We start from the raw sequence: 17845 nt of genomic DNA on the forward strand, positions 1-17845 counted from the left end.
ATTGCTCCAGGCCTTATCGGGTTTGCACGCAATTACGCGGTTTTACGGAACACGAATACCAGCCCGACGATGATCAACAGCATGCCGAACAGGCTCAACAGCGCCAGGCGATTGCCGAAGATCAGATAGTCCATCACCGCCGTGACCGCCGGCACCAGATAAAACAGGCTGGTGACATTCACCAGATTGCCCCGGGCGATCAGGCGGTACAGCAACAGCGTTGCCAGCACCGACACCACCAGCCCCATCCACAGCACCGGCAGGATGAAACCGCTGCTGTGTTCGAAGTGAAACGGCCGGAAGGGAACGAAAATCCCGCACAACAGCAGTCCAGCCAGATACTGCACCGGCAATGTGCCGAGGGGATTGTCGGTGATGCGTTTCTGCATGATCGAACCGAAGGTCATGCTCGCCAGCGCCAGCAACCCGTACAGCATCCCGGCCAGCGACACCCCGGCCAGCCCGATGCCCTGGTAGACCACCATGACCAACCCGGCCAGCCCCAGGGCCAGACCGAACATCCGGCTCCAGGAACGTTGGCGCTCCATCAGCACCACTGTGAGGATCGGCTGCACGCCCATGATGGTCGCCATCACCCCGGGCGTGACTTTAAGGTCCAGGGCCAGCAGATAGAAAATCTGATACGCCCCCAACAACACCACGCCGGTGGCCATCGCATACAGCATCGGTTTGCCGCCCTTGGGCAACTTCAGCTTGAGCAACGGCACCAGCAACACCAGGCCGCATAGGGCAATGACGAAACGAAACATCAGGAAGGCGAAGGGCGACGCGTGAGCCAGCCCCCATTTGGAGAAAATCGCCCCGCTGCTCCACAGCAGAACGAACAGGCTCGTGGACGCCGCCGCGAGCGCGGACTTTTTCGAAAGGACAAACATGAATACCACCTGTAGTCAGGCAAAAAGCCAACTCAGCCGAAGCTGAAATCCAGTAGTTTTTCAGGCGGGCATGGGAACAGCAGAAGGCAGCTGATCAGCCCGAAATGCCAACGCCTGGCGGTGATGCGACTGCGCACACCGACGTGCTACTGACAGGTGGGGGGTAATGACTGATCTGCCCGGGCTGCTGATTCCCGCACGGCACGACGCCAGCGTTGACCGCTGAATCGACTACCGCGTTGATGAGGGATGCAGGCATTGGGCTGATCTTTGCTCGAGGGATGAAAAAGTGAGTCCTGAAACTCACTGTGCGCCGACTATAACCAGCCCTCGACATGGATTGCAATAACTTGGTCAAAAGGCCAGTAACGACAAGGAAGAGGGTGCTACTTAGGCTTGAGAGCAACTGCGACGCCCAACGATGGGGAATGGAATGCAAGAGATCACATGCCAAGGGAAAGGACTCATCTTCGGTATCAGCTGTACAAGTCTCAGGCCAGAAAGATTGCTGGTGCCAGCACCGCACAGTTGCAGCGTGAGCTGGAACGGATCGGCCCTACCGCGCTCGATTTATCGAAGGTGCGCTTTGAACCGATTGACACACGGGCATTGAATGCTTCTGTGCTTTGGGAGGATCCACACTTTTCCTGGAATGAAGTCGGTGGGTGGAAAGCACGAGAGCCATTGGCTCTGGATATTGCCATCTGGTTCGACGACGAACTGTGCGGCATGTGCTTTGCAAATCCGAACAACAGTCGGCTGCGGATGCGCATCGTACGGTTAGAGGGACGTCCAAGGGAGGCGCATCCTTTGAGAAACCGCATTGCGACACTGGCGCTGATTGCCATTGAACAATACGCGCAGCTCATCGGTTGCCGGTTCCTCGAAGTTCAAGAGCCACAGGTTGGCGCGGTATCAATTTATCAACAGCTCGGCTTTGACTTCGATATAGAAGGCCGTCTTGTCAAAACCCTGGAGAACCTTGTATCGTGAAAAGTGTTCAGTTAATGACCAGCAGCGGAGGGAAAATGCGCAAAGTCATCAAAAAATCCCCCACAAGGAAAAGCTCGCGTCTTACAGAAAAAAAGACTGCCGCTGTAGAACTGACTGCCAGTCAGCAGCGTCTTCTGCAAATACTTGTAACAGGCATCGACGGCGAAGAACCTAGCCTTCTCGCCGGATGCCCTTAAAACTCGCAAGCAAAAAAAACCGCTCACAACGAGCGGTTTTTCTGTTCTGTATCCGGCTTCACCCAAACAGCCAATACCCCAACAACGTCAGCACCATCACCGCCAGTACCGGGCGCAGTACACGGTAGGCCTTGGGATTACGGCGTTTCCATTGTTTGACCACACCACTGAATTTATCACTGGAGTTCTTGCTCCAGGCATAGGCCTTGTTGATCCCGCCCACACGTTCGTCGTCCAGGTTCTGAGGGGCGGTGGCGCGACCCAGCCATGCGCTGATACTGCGATTGATGCGGGTCATGAGGCGGTTGCTCAGCGGACGCTCGATATCGCAGAACAGGATGACGCGGGTCTTTGGTGTTTCATTCTTGACCCAGTGCACGTAGGTTTCGTCGAACATCACGTCTTCCCCATCGTGCCAGGCGTAAACCTGACCGTCGACAAAGATGCGGCAATCGTCGGAGTTCGGTGTCGACAGCCCCAGGTGATAACGCAGGGAACCGGCAAACGGATCGCGATGCGGGTTGAGGTGGCTGCCGCCCGGCAGCAGCGCAAACATGGCGCCCTTGACGTTGGGAATGCTGCTGACCAGTTCCACGGTTCTCGGACACAAGGTTTGAGCAGAAGGCAGCGGTTTGTCATACCACTTGAGGTAGAAACGCTTCCAGCCCTTCTTGAAGAAAGAGCCAAAACCGGCGTCGTTGTTCTTTGCCGCCGCACGGATATAGCCCTCGTCGAACAAGTGCATCGCTTCATCGCGAATCACTTCCCAGTTGTCCCTGAGCACATCCAGCTCCGGGAACTTGCTGCGATCCAGATACGGTTTCGAGGGCACACCGGAAAACAGGTACATCAAGGCGTTATAGGGTGCGAACAGTGCCGAATGGTTAACGAACTGGCGCAATACAGGCAGACGCGCCTTGCCACGCAAATGCACATAGAGGGTGCTGCCGAGAAACAGCAACAACAACGAGGCTTTTGCGGCAAACGATAAGGTCATCAACAACTCCTTTGAAGATAAGCGACACTGCGCCACGTCCATTGCCCGACGTGGCTGCTGGCATGATAAACACTACCGGTCCGGCGAAAAACCTGCGTTTTTCAACATTCATCATTAATGAATGTGCAACAAAGCACCTCTTAGCACGAGATGCCTGAACATTGGCTGATGCAAATCCATCATCAAGCGGACCCGATCAATAGATCGCAGCCAGTGATAACGCCTCAACCATCATCGCCAGCCACGCTCCGCCAATGCCTGGTGCTTACTGCTGATTCTCCTGCTCGGTAAACAGATCACTGAACAGCATGCTCGACAGATAACGTTCACCGGAATCCGGCAAGATCACGACGATGGTCTTGCCCTGCATTTCCGGGGTCTCGGCCAGCCGTACAGCCACTGCCATGGCAGCGCCGCAAGAGATCCCGCACAAAATCCCTTCCTCCTGCATCAAGCGCAAGGCCATGGCCTTGGACTCTTCGTCACTGACCAACTCCACCCGATCGACGATCGACAAATCGAGGTTCTTCGGCACAAAGCCGGCGCCGATGCCCTGGATCTTGTGCGGGCTCGGCTTGATTTCTTCACCGGCCAGGGCCTGGGTGATCACCGGTGACACTGCAGGCTCCACCGCCACCGAGAGTATCGGCTTGCCCTGGGTATTCTTGATATACCGCGAAACCCCGGTGATGGTTCCACCGGTTCCGACGCCTGCCACCAGCACATCGACCGCGCCGTCGGTATCGTTCCAGATTTCCGGGCCGGTGGTTTTTTCGTGGATGGCCGGGTTGGCCGGGTTGTCGAATTGCGCCGGCATGAAGTACTTAGACGGGTCGCCGGCAACAATTTCACCGGCTTTCTCGATAGCCCCCTTCATGCCTTTGGCCGGCTCGGTCAACACCAGTTCGGCACCCAGTGCCTTGAGCACCTTGCGGCGTTCGATACTCATGGACGCCGGCATGGTCAGTATCAGCTTGTAGCCACGGGCGGCGGCCACGAAGGCCAGGCCGATGCCGGTATTGCCGGAGGTCGGTTCGACGATGGTCATGCCCGGCTTGAGTTTTCCGCTGCTCTCGGCATCCCAGATCATGTTCGCGCCGATCCGGCACTTGACCGAGTAACCCGGGTTGCGCCCTTCGATCTTGGCCAGGATGGTCACACCACGCGGCGCAATGCGATTGATCTGCACCAGCGGCGTGTTGCCGATGGAGTGGGCGTTGTCAACGAAAATGCGGCTCATGGCTGGGTCCTTAACGACAGCATTGAAATAGGGCATCAAGGTAAGCCTCTTGCCCGCAGGCGTCCAGTCGGGTCGTATGTCCAATTATCAGTGCAGCCAATGGCTTTGATTGCCAGAGATTTACCACTCGATTCCAAACCACCGGCGAACATGAACACCACCGCGCTTCAGGCTTTTTTGCAGATTTTAAGCAATGGTTTCATCCAGGCGTTCAATGCGCGATATGAACGGCTTAAGCTGTATGCAGGCTAATTTTTGCGCGTGACGATGTACCGGCCAGCGTCTTCTGCTGCACGGGGCGCATTCGCTTGCTGTTGCAGGAAATCCCAACCCAGGCAGGCCAAGGCTAACGATCGCGGTACCGTTTCTCGGCCACTGCTGTATCGGGTGATGCTGCGGGTACTGACCCCCAGCGCTTCTGCGGCCTGATTGAGCGATAACCCGGTGCGGGCACGCCAATCGATAAAGATCCGGGTATTTTCGTCGGCTGCATTTTGCGCCAGGGCATCCAGGTAGAGGGTGTCTGCCCCCATCTGGATGTCTGGTTCAGGCCATTCGACACTCCAGCCATCATCACCCAACGTTGCAGATTCAAAAGCGACTCCCAGCAAAGGCTGCAGGCCTGGATAGGTATGCAGGTCGCGGCTCAAATCGAGCATCAGTTGCTGGCCATCGATAAACGTCAGCGCCAAACGATAATCCGGCAACGCTTGCACGGCCGATAGCCGTGGTCGTTTCATGGGTAGCATCGTTTCCAATCCTCCAGTAATTGCGCCTGATGAGCCCTGACCCACTCCAGCGCCTCCTTGATAATCAGCGGCGGCGCCTTGCCCGCCATCACTTCGACAGATTCCAGGCCCAGCATGACGTCCAGCCCGCCACCCGTCAGATGAACGTGTGGCGGTGGATGATCCTTTTCGCGCAACTGAATGCGATACGTATCTCGAAATCGATATTTAGTAGACATGCCCGGCAAGCTATCGCCAATATGGCGATAGCTCAATACTGGCCAGCAGCCGAGACTGAGTCAAGATGTGACGCCCCATTCAGAGACTGAATAAGCCGTCTGCGTTCACAGTCGACCGGGCACCGCGTTATAGTCGGGGCTGACTCTTTTATTGCCCCCGCCCTGCCTCGTACAGGTCGGCGTTACCGTTCGAGGATTAGCAGATGAAGTTCGAAGGCACCCAGGCCTACGTCGCCACCGATGACCTGAAGCTGGCGGTCAATGCCGCCATCACCCTGGAACGGCCGTTGCTGGTCAAGGGCGAACCGGGCACCGGCAAGACCATGCTCGCCGAGCAACTGGCCGACTCCTTTGGCGCCAAGCTGATCACCTGGCACATCAAATCCACCACCAAGGCTCACCAGGGCCTCTATGAATACGACGCGGTCAGCCGCCTGCGCGATTCGCAGCTCGGCACGGAAAAAGTCCACGACGTTCGCAACTACCTGAAAAAGGGCAAACTCTGGGAAGCCTTCGAATCCGAAGAACGGGTCATCCTGCTGATCGATGAAATCGACAAGGCCGACATCGAATTCCCCAATGACCTGCTGCAAGAACTCGACAAGATGGAGTTCTACGTTTACGAGATCGACGAGACCATCAAGGCCAGGAAGCGCCCGATCATCATCATTACCTCCAACAACGAGAAAGAGCTGCCGGACGCCTTCCTGCGTCGCTGCTTCTTCCACTACATCGCCTTCCCCGACCGCGTGACCATGCAGCGGATCGTCGACGTGCACTACCCGGACATCAAGAAAGACCTGGTCAGCGAAGCGCTGGACGTGTTCTTCGACGTGCGCAAGGTGCCGGGCCTGAAGAAGAAGCCTTCGACCTCCGAGCTGGTGGACTGGCTGAAGTTGCTGATGGCCGACAACATCGGCGAAGCGGTGCTGCGCGAGCGCGATCCGACCAAAGCTATCCCGCCGCTGGCTGGCGCTTTGGTGAAAAACGAACAGGACGTGCAATTGCTGGAGCGTCTGGCGTTCATGAGCCGTCGCGGCACCCGCTAAGAGGCTGATGCCATGTTGCTCAACCTGTTCAATGAAATGCGCGCAGCCAAGGTGCCGGTCTCGGTGCGTGAACTGCTGGACCTGATCAACGCGCTGAAACAGCGCGTGACTTTCGCCGACATGGACGAGTTCTATTACCTGTCCAGGGCGATCCTGGTGAAGGATGAAAAGCATTTCGACAAGTTCGACCGGGCGTTCGGTGCCTACTTCAATGGCCTGGAAAAGCTCGACGATCATCTTCAGGCATTAATCCCCGAAGACTGGCTGCGCAAGGAGTTCGAACGCTCGCTGACCGACGAAGAGCGAGCGGCGATCCAGTCCCTCGGCGGCCTGGACAAGCTGATCGAAGAGTTCAAGAAACGCCTCGAAGAACAGAAGGAACGCCACGCCGGCGGCAACAAGTGGATCGGCACCGGTGGCACCAGCCCGTTCGGTTCCGGCGGTTTTAACCCGGAAGGCATTCGGGTCGGCGACGCCGGCAAGCGCCAGGGCAAGGCGGCCAAGGTCTGGGACCAGCGCGAATACAAGAACCTCGACGACTCGGTCGAGCTGGGTACGCGCAACATCAAGGTCGCCCTGCGCCGCTTGCGCAAGTTCGCCCGACAGGGTGCGGCGGAAGAGTTGGACATCGATGGCACCATCGATCACACCGCCAGGGATGCCGGCTTGCTGAACATCCAGATGCGGCCGGAGCGGCGCAATACGGTCAAGCTGTTGCTGCTGTTCGACATCGGCGGCTCAATGGACGCCCACGTGAAAATTTGCGAGGAGCTGTTCTCGGCCTGCAAGACCGAGTTCAAGCATCTGGAGTACTTCTATTTCCACAACTTCATTTATGAATCTGTGTGGAAGAACAACATGCGCCGCACCTCCGAGCGTACTTCGACCATGGACCTGCTGCACAAGTACGGCGCCGACTACAAAGTGATCTTCATCGGCGACGCCGCCATGGCGCCCTACGAAATCACCCAGCCGGGCGGCAGCGTCGAGCACTGGAACGAAGAAGCCGGTTACGTGTGGATGCAGCGGTTCAAGGAAAAGTATAAAAAGCTCATCTGGATCAACCCGTACCCGAAGGACACCTGGGGCTATACCTCCTCGACCAACATCGTGAGGGATTTGATCGAGGACCAGATGTATCCGTTGACCCTTCGGGGGTTGGAGGAAGGGATGCGGTTTTTGTCCAAGTAACCCCACTGTCCTGTAGGAGCCGGCTTGCCGGCGAAGGCAATCTTGATCCTTGTCGCGACAGATCGGACGCCTTCGCTGGCAAGCCAGCTCCTACAGGGGGGTCACCTGAACCGGTGCAGATATTCGACATGCTCGCGATGCGCCACTTCCTGCACCACCGGCCGCAACCGCACCCGCGCCCCCGGCAAACACTGCGCCAATCGCGCCAGCGCCAGCGGCGTCAACGCTCCCAGACGCGGGTAACCACCAATGGTCTGCCGGTCATTGAGCAACACGATCGGCTGCCCGTCCGGCGGCACCTGCACGGCCCCCAACGGAATACCTTCGGAAATCATCGGTTTGCCCTGGTACTGCAGCGCCGTACCCAACAGGCGAATGCCCATCCGGTCGGCGCGGCTGTCGAGCTTCCACACACTGTTGAACGCGTCGAACAGGCTCTGCCCGCTGAACTCACCGATCTGTGCACCGAGGACCAGGTCCAACGGAGCATCGAGGTTCAAGTCCGGCCGCTGGTCGGCGGTCATTTCGCGCAGCAGCATCACCGAGTTGCCCGAATAGCTCAAACTCGCGCCTTTACCCAGCGCATGGCCCATTCCGTCCAGGCCGCCGAGTTCCTCACGGACCACTGTCGCGCTGCTGCCCAGAACTTTCGGTGCATCAAACCCACCCGGTGCCGCCAGATAGGCCCGAGCGCCGAGCAACGGCCGGGTCAATTGCAAACGCTGCCCCTTGTGCAGCCTGAAACTGCGCCACGGCGCCAGCGCCTCGCCGTCCACCTGCGCGCCAAGATCCGCACCGGCCAAGGCCAGCACGCATTCCTCCTCCGCCACGACGGTAAACCCGCCGAGGGTGATTTCGATCACTGGCGCATCCAGTCCGTTGCCCAACAGCCAATTGGCCCAGGACATCGAACGCCAATCGGCCGCCCCGCCCTGGGTCACGCCCAGATGCCGCACGCCGAAACGACCGGCGTCCTGCAACAGGCACAGCGGCGTACTCGCTTCAATCGTCAAACGGCTCATGCCTGAGCCTCCAGTGGCGTATCGTCACCGCCCAGAGAAATGAATTCGGCATGGCCGATCGCTTCGAACCGTACGGAGTCACCGGGTTGCATCAGGCTGTAGCCGTCACGGTTGCGGTCGAACAATTTGGCCGGTGTGCGGCCGATCAGGTTCCAGCCGCCCGGCGACACCACCGGGTAAGCCGCCGTCTGCCGTTCGGCGATGCCGACACTGCCGGCCGCGACTTTCTTGCGTGGCGTGTTCAGACGCGGCGCGGCGAGCACCTCGTCCACTAGCCCCATGAAAGCGAAGCCCGGCGCAAAGCCCAGGGCAAACACCTGATATTCACGCTCGCTGTGACGACGGATCACCTCCTCCACCGCCAACCCGCTGCGCTGCGACAACAGGTTCAGCTCAGGTCCGACGCACAAGTCGTACCACACCGGTAACACATGGCAGGTACCGCGCGTACGCGCATTGGGCGACAGATCGATCAGCGCCTGGGCGATCAACTCCCGGGCCTGGGCGGGACTCAGCGCGGTCAAGTCGTAATGCACCATCAAGGTGGTGTAGGACGGCACCAGATCGATCAGATGCCCGGCGAACGCCGCCCGCAGACTTTCACTGGCCGCCAGCATCCACGGCATGTTGGTTTCGGCAATTTCATCGAACAGGCGCACCATCAGACAATCCAGCGCCACCACTTCCACCCGCAGCTTCATGGCGCGCTCTGCCGGTTCAAGGCTTCACGGATGCGTTGCACGGCAGCGACCGAACTGGCGTTGTCGCCGTGCACGCAAAGGGTGTCGGCCTGCAAATGCAGGGCGCTGCCATCGCTCGCGGTGAGCGAATCGCCACGGGCAATGGTCAGCGCCTGCTCGATGATTGTTTGCGGGTCGTGATGCACCGCTCCCGGCAGTTGTCGCGACACCAGCCTGCCGGCGTTGTCGTAGGCGCGGTCGGCGAAAGCCTCGAACCACAGCGTCACGCCGTATTCATCACCCAGTTGTCGGGCGGCGCTGTTGTCGCGGGTCGCCATCAACATCAGCGGCAGGTTGCGGTCATAGGACGCCACCGCTTGCAGCACGGCGCGCAACTGCGCCGGGTTGGCCATCATGTCGTTGTACATCGCGCCATGGGGTTTGACGTAACTGACCCGCCCACCCTGGGCCCGGCAGATGCCGTCGAGGGCGCCGATCTGGTAATGCAGAATGTCTTGAAGTTCCTGGGTGGCATACGCCATGGAGCGACGGCCGAATCCCACCAGATCCTGATAGGCCGGATGCGCGCCAACTTGCACGCCGTGGCTGAGGGCCAGGCTGACGGTCTTGCGCATGACGCTCGGGTCGCCGGCGTGAAAACCGCAGGCGATGTTGGCGCAATCGATAAAGGGCATGATTTCTGCGTCCAGACCCATGGTCCAGTTGCCGAAACTCTCGCCGATGTCGCAGTTCAATAGCAGGCGGCTCACGCTGAACACTCCTGTAGGCATTTATCTTTTTAGCTGCGGGACATATCTGTAAGACAAGCCCGCAGGTTATCAGTTACCGGGCGTCGAGTTGCTTGCCACGGGTTTCCGGCAGGCTCAGGGCCGCGAGGATCACCACGCCGTAGGAAACCGCCGCAAAGGCACCAATGCCCACACTCAGCGGCACGGTCTGGCTGAGCAGGCCGATCAGCAGCGGGAACAACGCCGCCAGCGCCCGGCCGATGTTGTAGCAAAACCCCTGGCCCGAACCACGAATGCGTGTAGGGAACAACTCGGTCAGGAATGCGCCCATGCCGCTGAAGATCCCCGATGCGAAGAAGCCCAGTGGAAAGCCCAGCCACAGCATCACGCCGTTGCTGACCGGCAGTTGCGTGTACAGCAACACAATGGTGAACGAGCCCACGGCGAACAGGATGAAGTTCTTTTTACGCCCCAGGATGTCGGTCAAATAGGCGCTGATGACATACCCCACGTAGGAACCGATGATCACCATCGCCAGATAACCGCTGGTATTGAGTACGCTCAAACCGCGTTCGTTCTTCAGAAAAGTCGGTAGCCAGGACGTGATCGCGTAATAACCGCCCAGCGCACCAGTGGTCAGCAACGAGGCACGAAACGTGGTGAAGAGCATGCCGGGAGCGAAGATCTCGTAGAACTTCGACGGGTTGCCCGGCTCCTGTTTCGCTTTGGCTTCACGATAGATTTCCGGGTCCTTGACCAGACGGCGGACGAAAATCACGAAGATCGCCGGCACGATACCGAGGATGAACAGCGCACGCCAGGCGTCTTCCGGTGGCAACAAGGAGAACAGCAGCGCATACAGAATCGCCGTCAACCCCCAACCCAGCGCCCAGCCGGACTGCACCATGCCCACTGCCTTGCCGCGGTCCTGGGCACGAATGACTTCACCGATCAGCACCGCGCCGGCCGTCCACTCGCCGCCGAAACCGAAGCCCATCAGGGTCCGTGCAATCAGCAGTTGCTCATAGCTCTGGGCAAAGCCGCAGAGGAAGGTAAAGAAGGCAAACCACAGCACGGTCAATTGCAAGGTGCGCACGCGACCGATGCGGTCGGAGAGAATCCCCGCCACCCAGCCACCGATGGCCGAAGCGATCAGTGTGCTGGTATGGATCAGCCCGGCCTGACCGGTGGTGATGCCCCACATGGCAATCAGGGTCGGCACCACGAAGCTGAGCATCTGGGTGTCCATGCCGTCCAGGCCATAGCCGATCTTGCAGCTCCAGAAGGTGCGGCGTTCCTGCTGATTGATGTTGCGATACCAATCGAAAGGTTCCGGGCGGGCCGAGGCTTTCGGGATGGCAGTGGTGTCGGGCGCACTCATGGCAAGTCTCCGCGCTGATTTTATTGGTATTGTTCTGAGCCCCGACGACGCCTATCGTGGGAACCGGATGCGTCGATTCTTGGACGCCCGCCCCTGCTGCGTCCAACTAATAAAAACCCGCCTTAGCCATAAGAAATCTTTATCCCATGAACCTGAAGTTTCTCGAGACCTTCGTCTGGGTCGCCCGACTCAAGAGTTTTCGCCTGACCGCCGACAAGCTCTTTACCACTCAGGCCTCGATCTCCAGCCGAATTGCGGTGCTTGAAGGCGAGCTCGGGGTAAAGCTGTTTCTGCGGGATTCGCGCGGCGTGAGCCTGACCCCGGAAGGCCTCAAAGTGCTCGATTACGCCGAGCAGATGCTGGACACCATGCAGGCACTCAAACAGTCGATCGAGACCCGTTCGAGCAAGGCTGGACGGGTGCGCATCGGTGTGATGGACACGGTGATCCATACCTGGCTCAGCCCGTTGGTGGCGCAGATGACCGATCACTACCCGCTGGTGGAAATCGAGCTGGTGGCCGATACGTCGCTCAACCTCTGCGATCAGCTGCAAAAAGGCTTTCTCGATGTGATCCTGCAAACCGACCTGCTGCGCCAGGAAAGCGTGCGCAGCCTGGAACTGGCCAGCCATCCGATTGGCTGGATCGTCGCCAGCAACTCGATTTACAACCGCAATTACTCGAACGTCGCCGAGCTGGCGCGTGAGCGGATCATCACCTATTCGAAAAACTCCCATCCGCATCAGGAAGTGCTGGCGCTGATGCAGGCCAATGGCGTCATGACACCGCGACTGAACTGCGTGAATTCGGTGTCGGCCATAACCCGCTTGTTGCGCGACGGCTTCGGCATCGGCGCGTTGCCACCGGTACTGGTGGCCGAGGAACTGGAGCGAGGGGAATTGACTTTGCTGACCATCGACCAACGCCCGCCCAACCTGCAAGTAGTGGTGTCATGGCGGGTCGGCGCAGAGTGGGTCGAAGAGATCGTGACCTTGTGTCAGCACGTGGTGGAGCACTATGCGCAGAAGGTAGGCGAGCACTACATGGTTTTGAGCAAACCTGCGGCCAGACTCTGAAAAGGAAATCCCCAGACCACAAGTAGGAACTACTATCATTTGCATTATTATTTGGAAAATGTATTCTCTGCGCGCATTCAGCTAAATCACTGTCCAGAAGGAGTCGGACTCGATGCGCGCTTACACGCAAAAACAGCAGCAATTGCTCTCAAACTGGAGCGAAGCCCTCGGCACTCCTGCCTTCCAGTCCCACCGCATCACCCTCGACCATTTGAGCAATGCCCTGGAACCCGCCGCGCAGCGCTGCTTCCAACGCCTGATCCAGGCGCTGTTTCGCGAAGGCCTGATCAACCCCGACGCCTGCGAGTACGACGACAACAGTCGTTGCTGGCTGCCGCTTGGCGACGGTGCGAAGCTTTGCTTCGATCACCTGTCGGGCGGAAGAATGAACAGCTGGGACGTTCGCGGCAGCATCGTCCTGCACACCCCCGACAACCTGCCCCACAAAATCCAGCTGCCCAGCGAACTGCTCGCTCACCTCAGCACCCAGCTCAACCCGCCCGCCTCCCCGCAGGTACTGGAGCGTCTGGCCCGCGAGCTGGACGATAGCTACAGCAACGACACCCTGTGCCTGGCGTTCCACCATGGATGGACCGAGCGCCTGAGAGAGCAGATCGACACCGAGCACAACGACAATCTTTTCGCCTGGCTCAAAGCCAGCCCCGACCACCAGAACCCGACATCGTTGCTCGAACAGTGGGGCACGCTCGGCCACCCCTGGCATCCGAACTACAAGACCAAACTGGGCTTGAGCACTGCGCAGGTCATCGCTTTCTCCCCGGAGTTCGAAGCGCGCTTTCCGATTGTGCTGTGCGCCCTGCACCGTCAGTACGCCCACGTCGAATCACTGGCCGGCACCGCCGATTACCAGGACTGGTGGCAGGCCCACTTCCCGCAGGCCGCCGAACAATTGCAGCAGCATTTGCAACAACGGGGCCTGAACGCAGCGGACTACCTCCCGCTGCCGTCGCACCCATGGCAAGTCAATGAAGAGCTACACAATTCGTTCGCCAACGAGATCGCCGACAACCTGCTGATCGTCACCGACATCGTTGCTTTCACGGGCCACCCGACCATGTCCTTCCGCACGGTCGTACCAGAGGCCAGCCGCGTTGCGCCGATGGTCAAGTTGCCGGTGGCCTTGCGCCTGACCAGCGTGCAGCGCACCGTGTCGCCGCGCTCGGCCCGGATGGGACCGCGCATCAGCCAACTGATACTGCAGATTCTCGATCATGAACCGCAGATTCAGCGCCTGCTGAACATCGTGCCGGAGCGCATCGGTGTGCACTACGCGCCACAACCGGCCAATGACGAACAGTCCCGGCATGCCGCCGTGCTGTACCGCGACAACCCGCTGACCCTGCTGCAAGAAGGCGAACTGGCCGTGCCGGTCGGCAGCCTGTTCGCCGTCAACGAACTCGAACAACCGTTGCTGCGTGACTGGGTGCAACTGGCTCAGGGCCGTGACGACAGCGAGGCCATGCAGGCGTTTTTCGATGACTACCTGTCGATTGCCGTCCCGAGCCTGTTGGGCATCTACCTGGTGTATGGCGTGGCGTTCGAAGCGCACCAGCAAAACAGCTTCATGGTGATGGGCGCTGACGGGCAGTTGAATCGGTTGCTGCTGCGTGACTTCGGCGACATCCGCATCGATCGCAAAACCCTGCACGCCAAGGGTCTGGATATCCAGCTGTACGATCCGAAAATGACCCTGTACGACGACGCCGGTTTTGTCCGCGACAAGCTCCTGCACACCACGTTCATGTGCCATCTCGGTGAGTTGACGCTGCTTTGTGCCCGCCACTGGAATGTGCCGCAAAACAGCCTTTGGGAGCGCTTGGCCACGCACGTTGAACAGTGCTTCGAGAGCGTGCGCGAGCACGTCGAACCGACACGCTGGGAAAGCGAGCGCCGGGCCTTGCTGGAGCAGGATTGGCCGGCCAAATCGTTCATGCGCATGCGCTTGCACGACAGCCACGCCGACATCGTCGGACGCCTGAGTAATCCACTGCGAACCATCGCCGATGCTCGCTGATGGTCGTGCTTTGCGATTGCTGATCGTCATCCAGTTTGTCTCCATGGGTGCCATGGAAATGAGCGGCCCGTTCTGGCCCATGCAGATCCAGCATCTGCTTGGGCCAGAGGGCGCAGGCTACACCGCGCTGCTATCGACGCTGGTCTATGCCGGCCCGATGCTGGCGGCCATGCTGCTGACACCCGCGTGGGGACGCTTGGGTGATCGCACCGGACACAAGCCGATGATCGTTCGGGCGCTGCTGGCACTTGCGCTGTGCCAAGGGCTGGCGGCGATTACCCTCGACCCGTGGCTGCTGGTGGGCATTCGCGTGATGCAAGGCGCATTGGCCGGGTTCATCGCCGCTGCGCAAGCCTATGCCTTGGCCTGCTGCGACAGCTCCCGGCGCGGTCACACCCTGGCTCGTCTGCAATCGGCGACCGCCGTTGGCTCGTTGATCGGCCCGGTGCTCGGCGGCTGGCTGATGGACATCTCGGGGTTTGCCCTGCTCTGTCAGGGCGCGATGGCGATTTGCCTGCTGTGCGCACTGGGGAGTTTTTTCCTGCCGGCCGACAAGGCGCGAGCCTCTACGAAGAAACCGGTTGCGCCAGTGGCCCTGCCTAAAGGCTGGCTCGGTGGAATCCTGTCAGTGATCGTATTGATACAAGCCGCGAAGATGATGCCGCAACCCTTCTACGCGCTGTACGTCGCCGACATTCTGCATGCGCCAGGCTGGCTGATCGGTGCCACTTACGCGGCGAGCGCCGCGACCCTGGCCATCTGCGCTCCGCTGTGGGGGCGTCTGTTCGACCGCTGGCAACCGGCTTACACCTTGCGTGTCATCGAAGGCGTTGCCTGGCTCTGCGCCCTGACGCTCGCGGCCACGGCACTGGCCAGCGAATGGTTGGGTTTTCTCGTCAGCCGGTTGGTCTGGGGCATCTGGCAAGGCGCACTGCTCCCCGTCGCCTATGCACTGATCGCCAACACCGTGTCGTCAAGCCAACAGGGTTTTGCCCTCGGTCTGGGCAACAGCGCGGCCAAGGCTGGCGCTCTGCTCGGTGCCGTCCTCGGCGGGATCGGCATGGGGCTGGTCGGGCTGGCCCACAGTTTCTGGCTGGTGGCGTTGACCTACGCACTGGCCGCCATCGGGATCCGCTGGGTGCGCTCATTCACCTCCACACCGCCCCCCGCAATCTTGTCCACCCACACTTATCACGACTAAAAAAAAAGACCCACTCATGACCCGAACCAAACTTTCCTTGATGATTCCGCTGCTTGGCTCCTTCAGCGCCCAAACCTGGGCCGAGGACACCGACCAGCAACCCGGCACATTGAACATGCAAGCCACCGTCGTATCCGCGACGCGCAGTGAAGCGACCATTGCCTCCATTCCAGGCTCGGTCCAGGTGATCGACGAACAACAGATCAGCCAACAGAGTGGCGCCGGGCGTCGGGTCTCCGACATCCTGGGGCAACTGGTTCCCGGCCTGGCGCCGTCCAGCGGCGGGATGAGCAACTTCGGCCAGACCCTGCGCGGGCGCAACATGCTGGTGTTGATCGACGGCGTGTCGCAAAACGCCACGCGTGACAACTTCCGCCAGCTCAACAGCATCGCGCCGGCCAGTATCGAACGCATCGAGGTGGTTTCCGGCGCCAGCAGCATTTATGGTGCCGGTGCTTCGGGCGGCATCATCAACATCATCACCAAGCGCAACCAGGGTCAGGACCTTGCCTACAGCAGCAAACTGGGCCTGACCACCGGCAATAACCTCAACAGCAAGGGTTTCGCCTACGAGGCTTTTCAGAGTGCGACCGGGCGCAAGGATGCCCTGGACTGGTACGTGTCCGCCGACCTGACCCAGCGCAACGATCAGTACGACGGCAACGGCAATCGCATCCCTCAGGACACGTCCCAGGGCAGCAACATGGACACCGACACCTATGACCTGCAAGGTCGTTTCGGTTACGAACTGGATGCCGATAAAAAACTCAGCCTGTCGCTGCAGGACTACAAGGACCAGCAGGACACCGGCTACACAAAAGACCCGAACAACCGGCAAGAGGCCGTGGCGGTCAAAGGACTGAAACTCGACGACCAGCCCTACACCCATAATCAGGCGGCCAACCTCAACTACACCGACAACGACTTCTACGGCCAGGGCCTGCAACTGGAAAGCTACTGGCGCCGGGCCGATGCGCTGTTCTTCCCCGACCTGTCGCGGGGCAAGGCCGGGATCTCCGACAACAACAGCGTGCAGGATGTCTACGGCCTGCGTGCGGCCATCGACACACCGTTGCCGGCCATCGGCAGCGCCACAGGCAACCTGGTCTGGGGCGCCGACTATGATCACGAACGCTCCCGCCAGCGCGGTGACCAATACACCCTCAATGGGCTGACCTACACCAAGACCGGCACCACTTACGAGTTGGGCCCGGATATCGAAACCACCACCAAGGCGCTGTTCGGGCAGATGTCCTGGGACATCGGAGACTGGACCTTGCGTGGCGGTGTGCGCCGCGAATGGATCGAAAGCGAGGTCTCCGACAGCGTCGCTTACGGCCAGATCGTCCAGACCGGCGTACGCGCCATCCTGCCCGGTGACACCCTCAAATACGACGCGACGCTCTATAACCTGGGCGCGGTCTATCACCTGAGTGAACATCAGGACGTCTTCGCCAATTACAGCCAGGGGTTTTCGCTGCCGGACATCCAGCGCTTCTTGCGTGACGTGAACAGCACCTTCGACATCCAGAGCCTCAACGCCCAGGCCATCAAGGTCGACAGCTACGAGCTGGGCTGGCGCGGAAACTGGGACCGGTGGCAGGCCGACGTCACCGTCTATGAAAACACCTCGGACGTGACTCAGTTCTACGATGCCAATGAGCGTGTCTTGCGCCTGATCAACCAGAAGGAGCGGGTTCGCGGCATCGAAAACAGCCTGACCTACCTCGCGACCGATCACTGGTCGGTGGGTGGCACCTATGCCTGGGCCAAAGGCGAGACCCAGCAGAACGGGAAATGGATCGATCTGCCGGCGACACGCATTTCACCGGCCAAGACCACGCTTTTCGTCGGCTACGCCGAAGACGACTACACCCTGCGCCTGCAAGGCATGCACCTGTCCAGTTACGACGCTGCCGCCAAGGACAACAACGGGCGCGACATCGATGGCTATACGCTGGTGGACCTGCTCGGTTCCGTGTACTTGCCGGTCGGTCGCCTGGAAGGCGGGGTGTACAACCTGACCAACCGCACGTACGTCAACCTGTTCGCCCAGGCCAACGCCAGAGCGCCATTCCCCAACGCCGAAGGCCGCACCTTGAGCATGACCTATTCGATTGACTGGTAATCAAGCAGGGAGCCGGCTTGCCGGCTCCCTGACGTTCGCCGGT

Annotated in this window: 18 protein-coding genes; 9 read left to right on the top strand and 9 right to left on the bottom strand. The window is 59.8% G+C overall.

Annotated features, from left to right (window positions below):
- Positions 1-32: 32 nt before the first annotated feature.
- Positions 33-896 carry a DMT family transporter gene (locus tag KGA81_RS17910; RefSeq protein ID WP_223547495.1) on the bottom strand — a complete coding sequence of 288 codons (864 nt, stop codon included), beginning with the start codon at positions 894-896 and terminating at the stop codon, positions 33-35.
- A gap of 447 nt (positions 897-1343) precedes the next feature.
- Here KGA81_RS17910 and KGA81_RS17915 point away from each other — a divergent pair, with 447 nt between their 5' ends.
- Both KGA81_RS17915 and KGA81_RS17920 read left to right on the top strand, forming a co-directional pair.
- Positions 1344-1889 (top strand): GNAT family N-acetyltransferase, encoded by a 546-nt coding sequence (locus KGA81_RS17915; RefSeq protein ID WP_223547496.1) that lies wholly within the window; start codon positions 1344-1346, stop codon positions 1887-1889.
- Positions 1890-1924: 35 nt separating this feature from the next.
- Positions 1925-2086, top strand: coding sequence for a hypothetical protein (locus KGA81_RS17920; protein WP_223547497.1), 162 nt, complete (start codon positions 1925-1927; stop codon positions 2084-2086).
- Between the two features lie 58 nt (positions 2087-2144).
- On the opposite strand, the gene KGA81_RS17925 is transcribed toward KGA81_RS17920, so the two are convergent.
- Positions 2145-3083: an aspartyl/asparaginyl beta-hydroxylase domain-containing protein gene (locus tag KGA81_RS17925; protein ID WP_223547498.1), complete on the bottom strand. Its 939-nt coding sequence runs from the start codon at positions 3081-3083 to the stop codon at positions 2145-2147.
- Between the two features lie 265 nt (positions 3084-3348).
- A complete protein-coding gene (gene cysK / locus KGA81_RS17930) occupies positions 3349-4323 on the bottom strand; it encodes a cysteine synthase A (protein ID WP_223547499.1) in 975 nt (324 codons plus the stop codon).
- A 99-nt stretch (positions 4324-4422) separates the two neighbouring features.
- Here cysK and KGA81_RS17935 point away from each other — a divergent pair, with 99 nt between their 5' ends.
- Positions 4423-4575, top strand: a complete 153-nt coding sequence (locus tag KGA81_RS17935; protein WP_223547523.1) for a hypothetical protein — start codon at positions 4423-4425, stop codon at positions 4573-4575.
- Here KGA81_RS17935 and KGA81_RS17940 read toward each other — a convergent pair.
- Positions 4572-5072, bottom strand: coding sequence for a DUF2442 domain-containing protein (locus KGA81_RS17940; protein ID WP_223547500.1), 501 nt, complete (start codon positions 5070-5072; stop codon positions 4572-4574). The two genes, KGA81_RS17935 and KGA81_RS17940, sit on opposite strands and share 4 nt — an antisense overlap.
- Complete coding sequence (locus tag KGA81_RS17945) at positions 5060-5290, bottom strand: DUF4160 domain-containing protein (protein WP_223547522.1); 231 nt, start codon at positions 5288-5290, stop codon at positions 5060-5062. The genes KGA81_RS17940 and KGA81_RS17945 overlap by 13 nt, the downstream gene beginning before the upstream one ends.
- 203 nt (positions 5291-5493) lie before the next feature.
- Between KGA81_RS17945 and KGA81_RS17950 the strand changes: the two genes are divergently transcribed.
- The gene (locus KGA81_RS17950) at positions 5494-6339 is read left to right on the top strand and encodes an AAA family ATPase (protein ID WP_223547501.1); all 846 of its coding nucleotides are present in this window, start codon (positions 5494-5496) and stop codon (positions 6337-6339) included.
- A 12-nt stretch (positions 6340-6351) separates the two neighbouring features.
- Positions 6352-7530 carry a vWA domain-containing protein gene (locus tag KGA81_RS17955; protein WP_223547502.1) on the top strand — a complete coding sequence of 393 codons (1179 nt, stop codon included), beginning with the start codon at positions 6352-6354 and terminating at the stop codon, positions 7528-7530.
- A gap of 101 nt (positions 7531-7631) precedes the next feature.
- On the opposite strand, the gene KGA81_RS17960 is transcribed toward KGA81_RS17955, so the two are convergent.
- The 4 genes from KGA81_RS17960 to KGA81_RS17975 all read right to left on the bottom strand — a co-directional run bounded on the left by KGA81_RS17960 (position 7632) and on the right by KGA81_RS17975 (position 11362).
- Positions 7632-8552, bottom strand: coding sequence for a biotin-dependent carboxyltransferase family protein (locus tag KGA81_RS17960; RefSeq protein ID WP_223547503.1), 921 nt, complete (start codon positions 8550-8552; stop codon positions 7632-7634).
- Positions 8549-9253, bottom strand: coding sequence for a 5-oxoprolinase subunit B family protein (locus KGA81_RS17965; protein ID WP_223547504.1), 705 nt, complete (start codon positions 9251-9253; stop codon positions 8549-8551). The genes KGA81_RS17960 and KGA81_RS17965 overlap by 4 nt, the downstream gene beginning before the upstream one ends.
- A complete protein-coding gene (locus tag KGA81_RS17970) occupies positions 9250-10002 on the bottom strand; it encodes a 5-oxoprolinase subunit PxpA (protein WP_223547505.1) in 753 nt (250 codons plus the stop codon). Before KGA81_RS17970 ends, KGA81_RS17965 begins: the two co-directional genes overlap by 4 nt.
- A 73-nt stretch (positions 10003-10075) precedes the next feature.
- Complete coding sequence (locus KGA81_RS17975) at positions 10076-11362, bottom strand: MFS transporter (protein WP_223547506.1); 1287 nt, start codon at positions 11360-11362, stop codon at positions 10076-10078.
- Positions 11363-11508: 146 nt separating this feature from the next.
- On the opposite strand from KGA81_RS17975, the gene KGA81_RS17980 reads away from it, so the two are divergent.
- From KGA81_RS17980 to KGA81_RS17995, 4 genes are all read left to right on the top strand, one after another.
- Positions 11509-12438, top strand: a complete 930-nt coding sequence (locus KGA81_RS17980) for a LysR family transcriptional regulator (protein WP_223547507.1) — start codon at positions 11509-11511, stop codon at positions 12436-12438.
- A gap of 112 nt (positions 12439-12550) precedes the next feature.
- Positions 12551-14473, top strand: a complete 1923-nt coding sequence (locus KGA81_RS17985) for an IucA/IucC family protein (RefSeq protein WP_223547508.1) — start codon at positions 12551-12553, stop codon at positions 14471-14473.
- Positions 14463-15674 carry an MFS transporter gene (locus tag KGA81_RS17990; protein WP_223547509.1) on the top strand — a complete coding sequence of 404 codons (1212 nt, stop codon included), beginning with the start codon at positions 14463-14465 and terminating at the stop codon, positions 15672-15674. Before KGA81_RS17985 ends, KGA81_RS17990 begins: the two co-directional genes overlap by 11 nt.
- 16 nt (positions 15675-15690) lie before the next feature.
- The gene (locus tag KGA81_RS17995; RefSeq protein ID WP_223547510.1) at positions 15691-17802 is read left to right on the top strand and encodes a TonB-dependent receptor; all 2112 of its coding nucleotides are present in this window, start codon (positions 15691-15693) and stop codon (positions 17800-17802) included.
- Positions 17803-17845: the final 43 nt, after the last annotated feature.

Source organism: Pseudomonas sp. A-B-19 (assembly GCF_019947515.1).
Classification (GTDB): Bacteria; Pseudomonadota; Gammaproteobacteria; order Pseudomonadales; family Pseudomonadaceae; genus Aquipseudomonas.

What these genes read in the sequence shown, in the direction of transcription:
- KGA81_RS17985 (WP_223547508.1), top strand. Translation starts at nt 12,551, where the DNA reads ATGCGCGCTTACACGCAAAAACAGCAGCAATTGCTCTCAAACTGGAGC.
- KGA81_RS17990 (WP_223547509.1), top strand. Translation starts at nt 14,463, where the DNA reads ATGCTCGCTGATGGTCGTGCTTTGCGATTGCTGATCGTCATCCAGTTT.
- KGA81_RS17915 (WP_223547496.1), top strand. Translation starts at nt 1,344, where the DNA reads ATGCCAAGGGAAAGGACTCATCTTCGGTATCAGCTGTACAAGTCTCAG.
- cysK (WP_223547499.1), bottom strand. Translation starts at nt 4,323, where the DNA reads ATGAGCCGCATTTTCGTTGACAACGCCCACTCCATCGGCAACACGCCG.
- KGA81_RS17920 (WP_223547497.1), top strand. Translation starts at nt 1,925, where the DNA reads ATGCGCAAAGTCATCAAAAAATCCCCCACAAGGAAAAGCTCGCGTCTT.
- KGA81_RS17980 (WP_223547507.1), top strand. Translation starts at nt 11,509, where the DNA reads ATGAACCTGAAGTTTCTCGAGACCTTCGTCTGGGTCGCCCGACTCAAG.
- KGA81_RS17935 (WP_223547523.1), top strand. Translation starts at nt 4,423, where the DNA reads ATGGCTTTGATTGCCAGAGATTTACCACTCGATTCCAAACCACCGGCG.
- KGA81_RS17975 (WP_223547506.1), bottom strand. Translation starts at nt 11,362, where the DNA reads ATGAGTGCGCCCGACACCACTGCCATCCCGAAAGCCTCGGCCCGCCCG.
- KGA81_RS17940 (WP_223547500.1), bottom strand. Translation starts at nt 5,072, where the DNA reads ATGCTACCCATGAAACGACCACGGCTATCGGCCGTGCAAGCGTTGCCG.
- KGA81_RS17945 (WP_223547522.1), bottom strand. Translation starts at nt 5,290, where the DNA reads ATGTCTACTAAATATCGATTTCGAGATACGTATCGCATTCAGTTGCGC.
- KGA81_RS17955 (WP_223547502.1), top strand. Translation starts at nt 6,352, where the DNA reads ATGTTGCTCAACCTGTTCAATGAAATGCGCGCAGCCAAGGTGCCGGTC.
- KGA81_RS17960 (WP_223547503.1), bottom strand. Translation starts at nt 8,552, where the DNA reads ATGAGCCGTTTGACGATTGAAGCGAGTACGCCGCTGTGCCTGTTGCAG.
- KGA81_RS17910 (WP_223547495.1), bottom strand. Translation starts at nt 896, where the DNA reads ATGTTTGTCCTTTCGAAAAAGTCCGCGCTCGCGGCGGCGTCCACGAGC.
- KGA81_RS17965 (WP_223547504.1), bottom strand. Translation starts at nt 9,253, where the DNA reads ATGAAGCTGCGGGTGGAAGTGGTGGCGCTGGATTGTCTGATGGTGCGC.
- KGA81_RS17995 (WP_223547510.1), top strand. Translation starts at nt 15,691, where the DNA reads ATGACCCGAACCAAACTTTCCTTGATGATTCCGCTGCTTGGCTCCTTC.
- KGA81_RS17925 (WP_223547498.1), bottom strand. Translation starts at nt 3,083, where the DNA reads ATGACCTTATCGTTTGCCGCAAAAGCCTCGTTGTTGTTGCTGTTTCTC.
- KGA81_RS17950 (WP_223547501.1), top strand. Translation starts at nt 5,494, where the DNA reads ATGAAGTTCGAAGGCACCCAGGCCTACGTCGCCACCGATGACCTGAAG.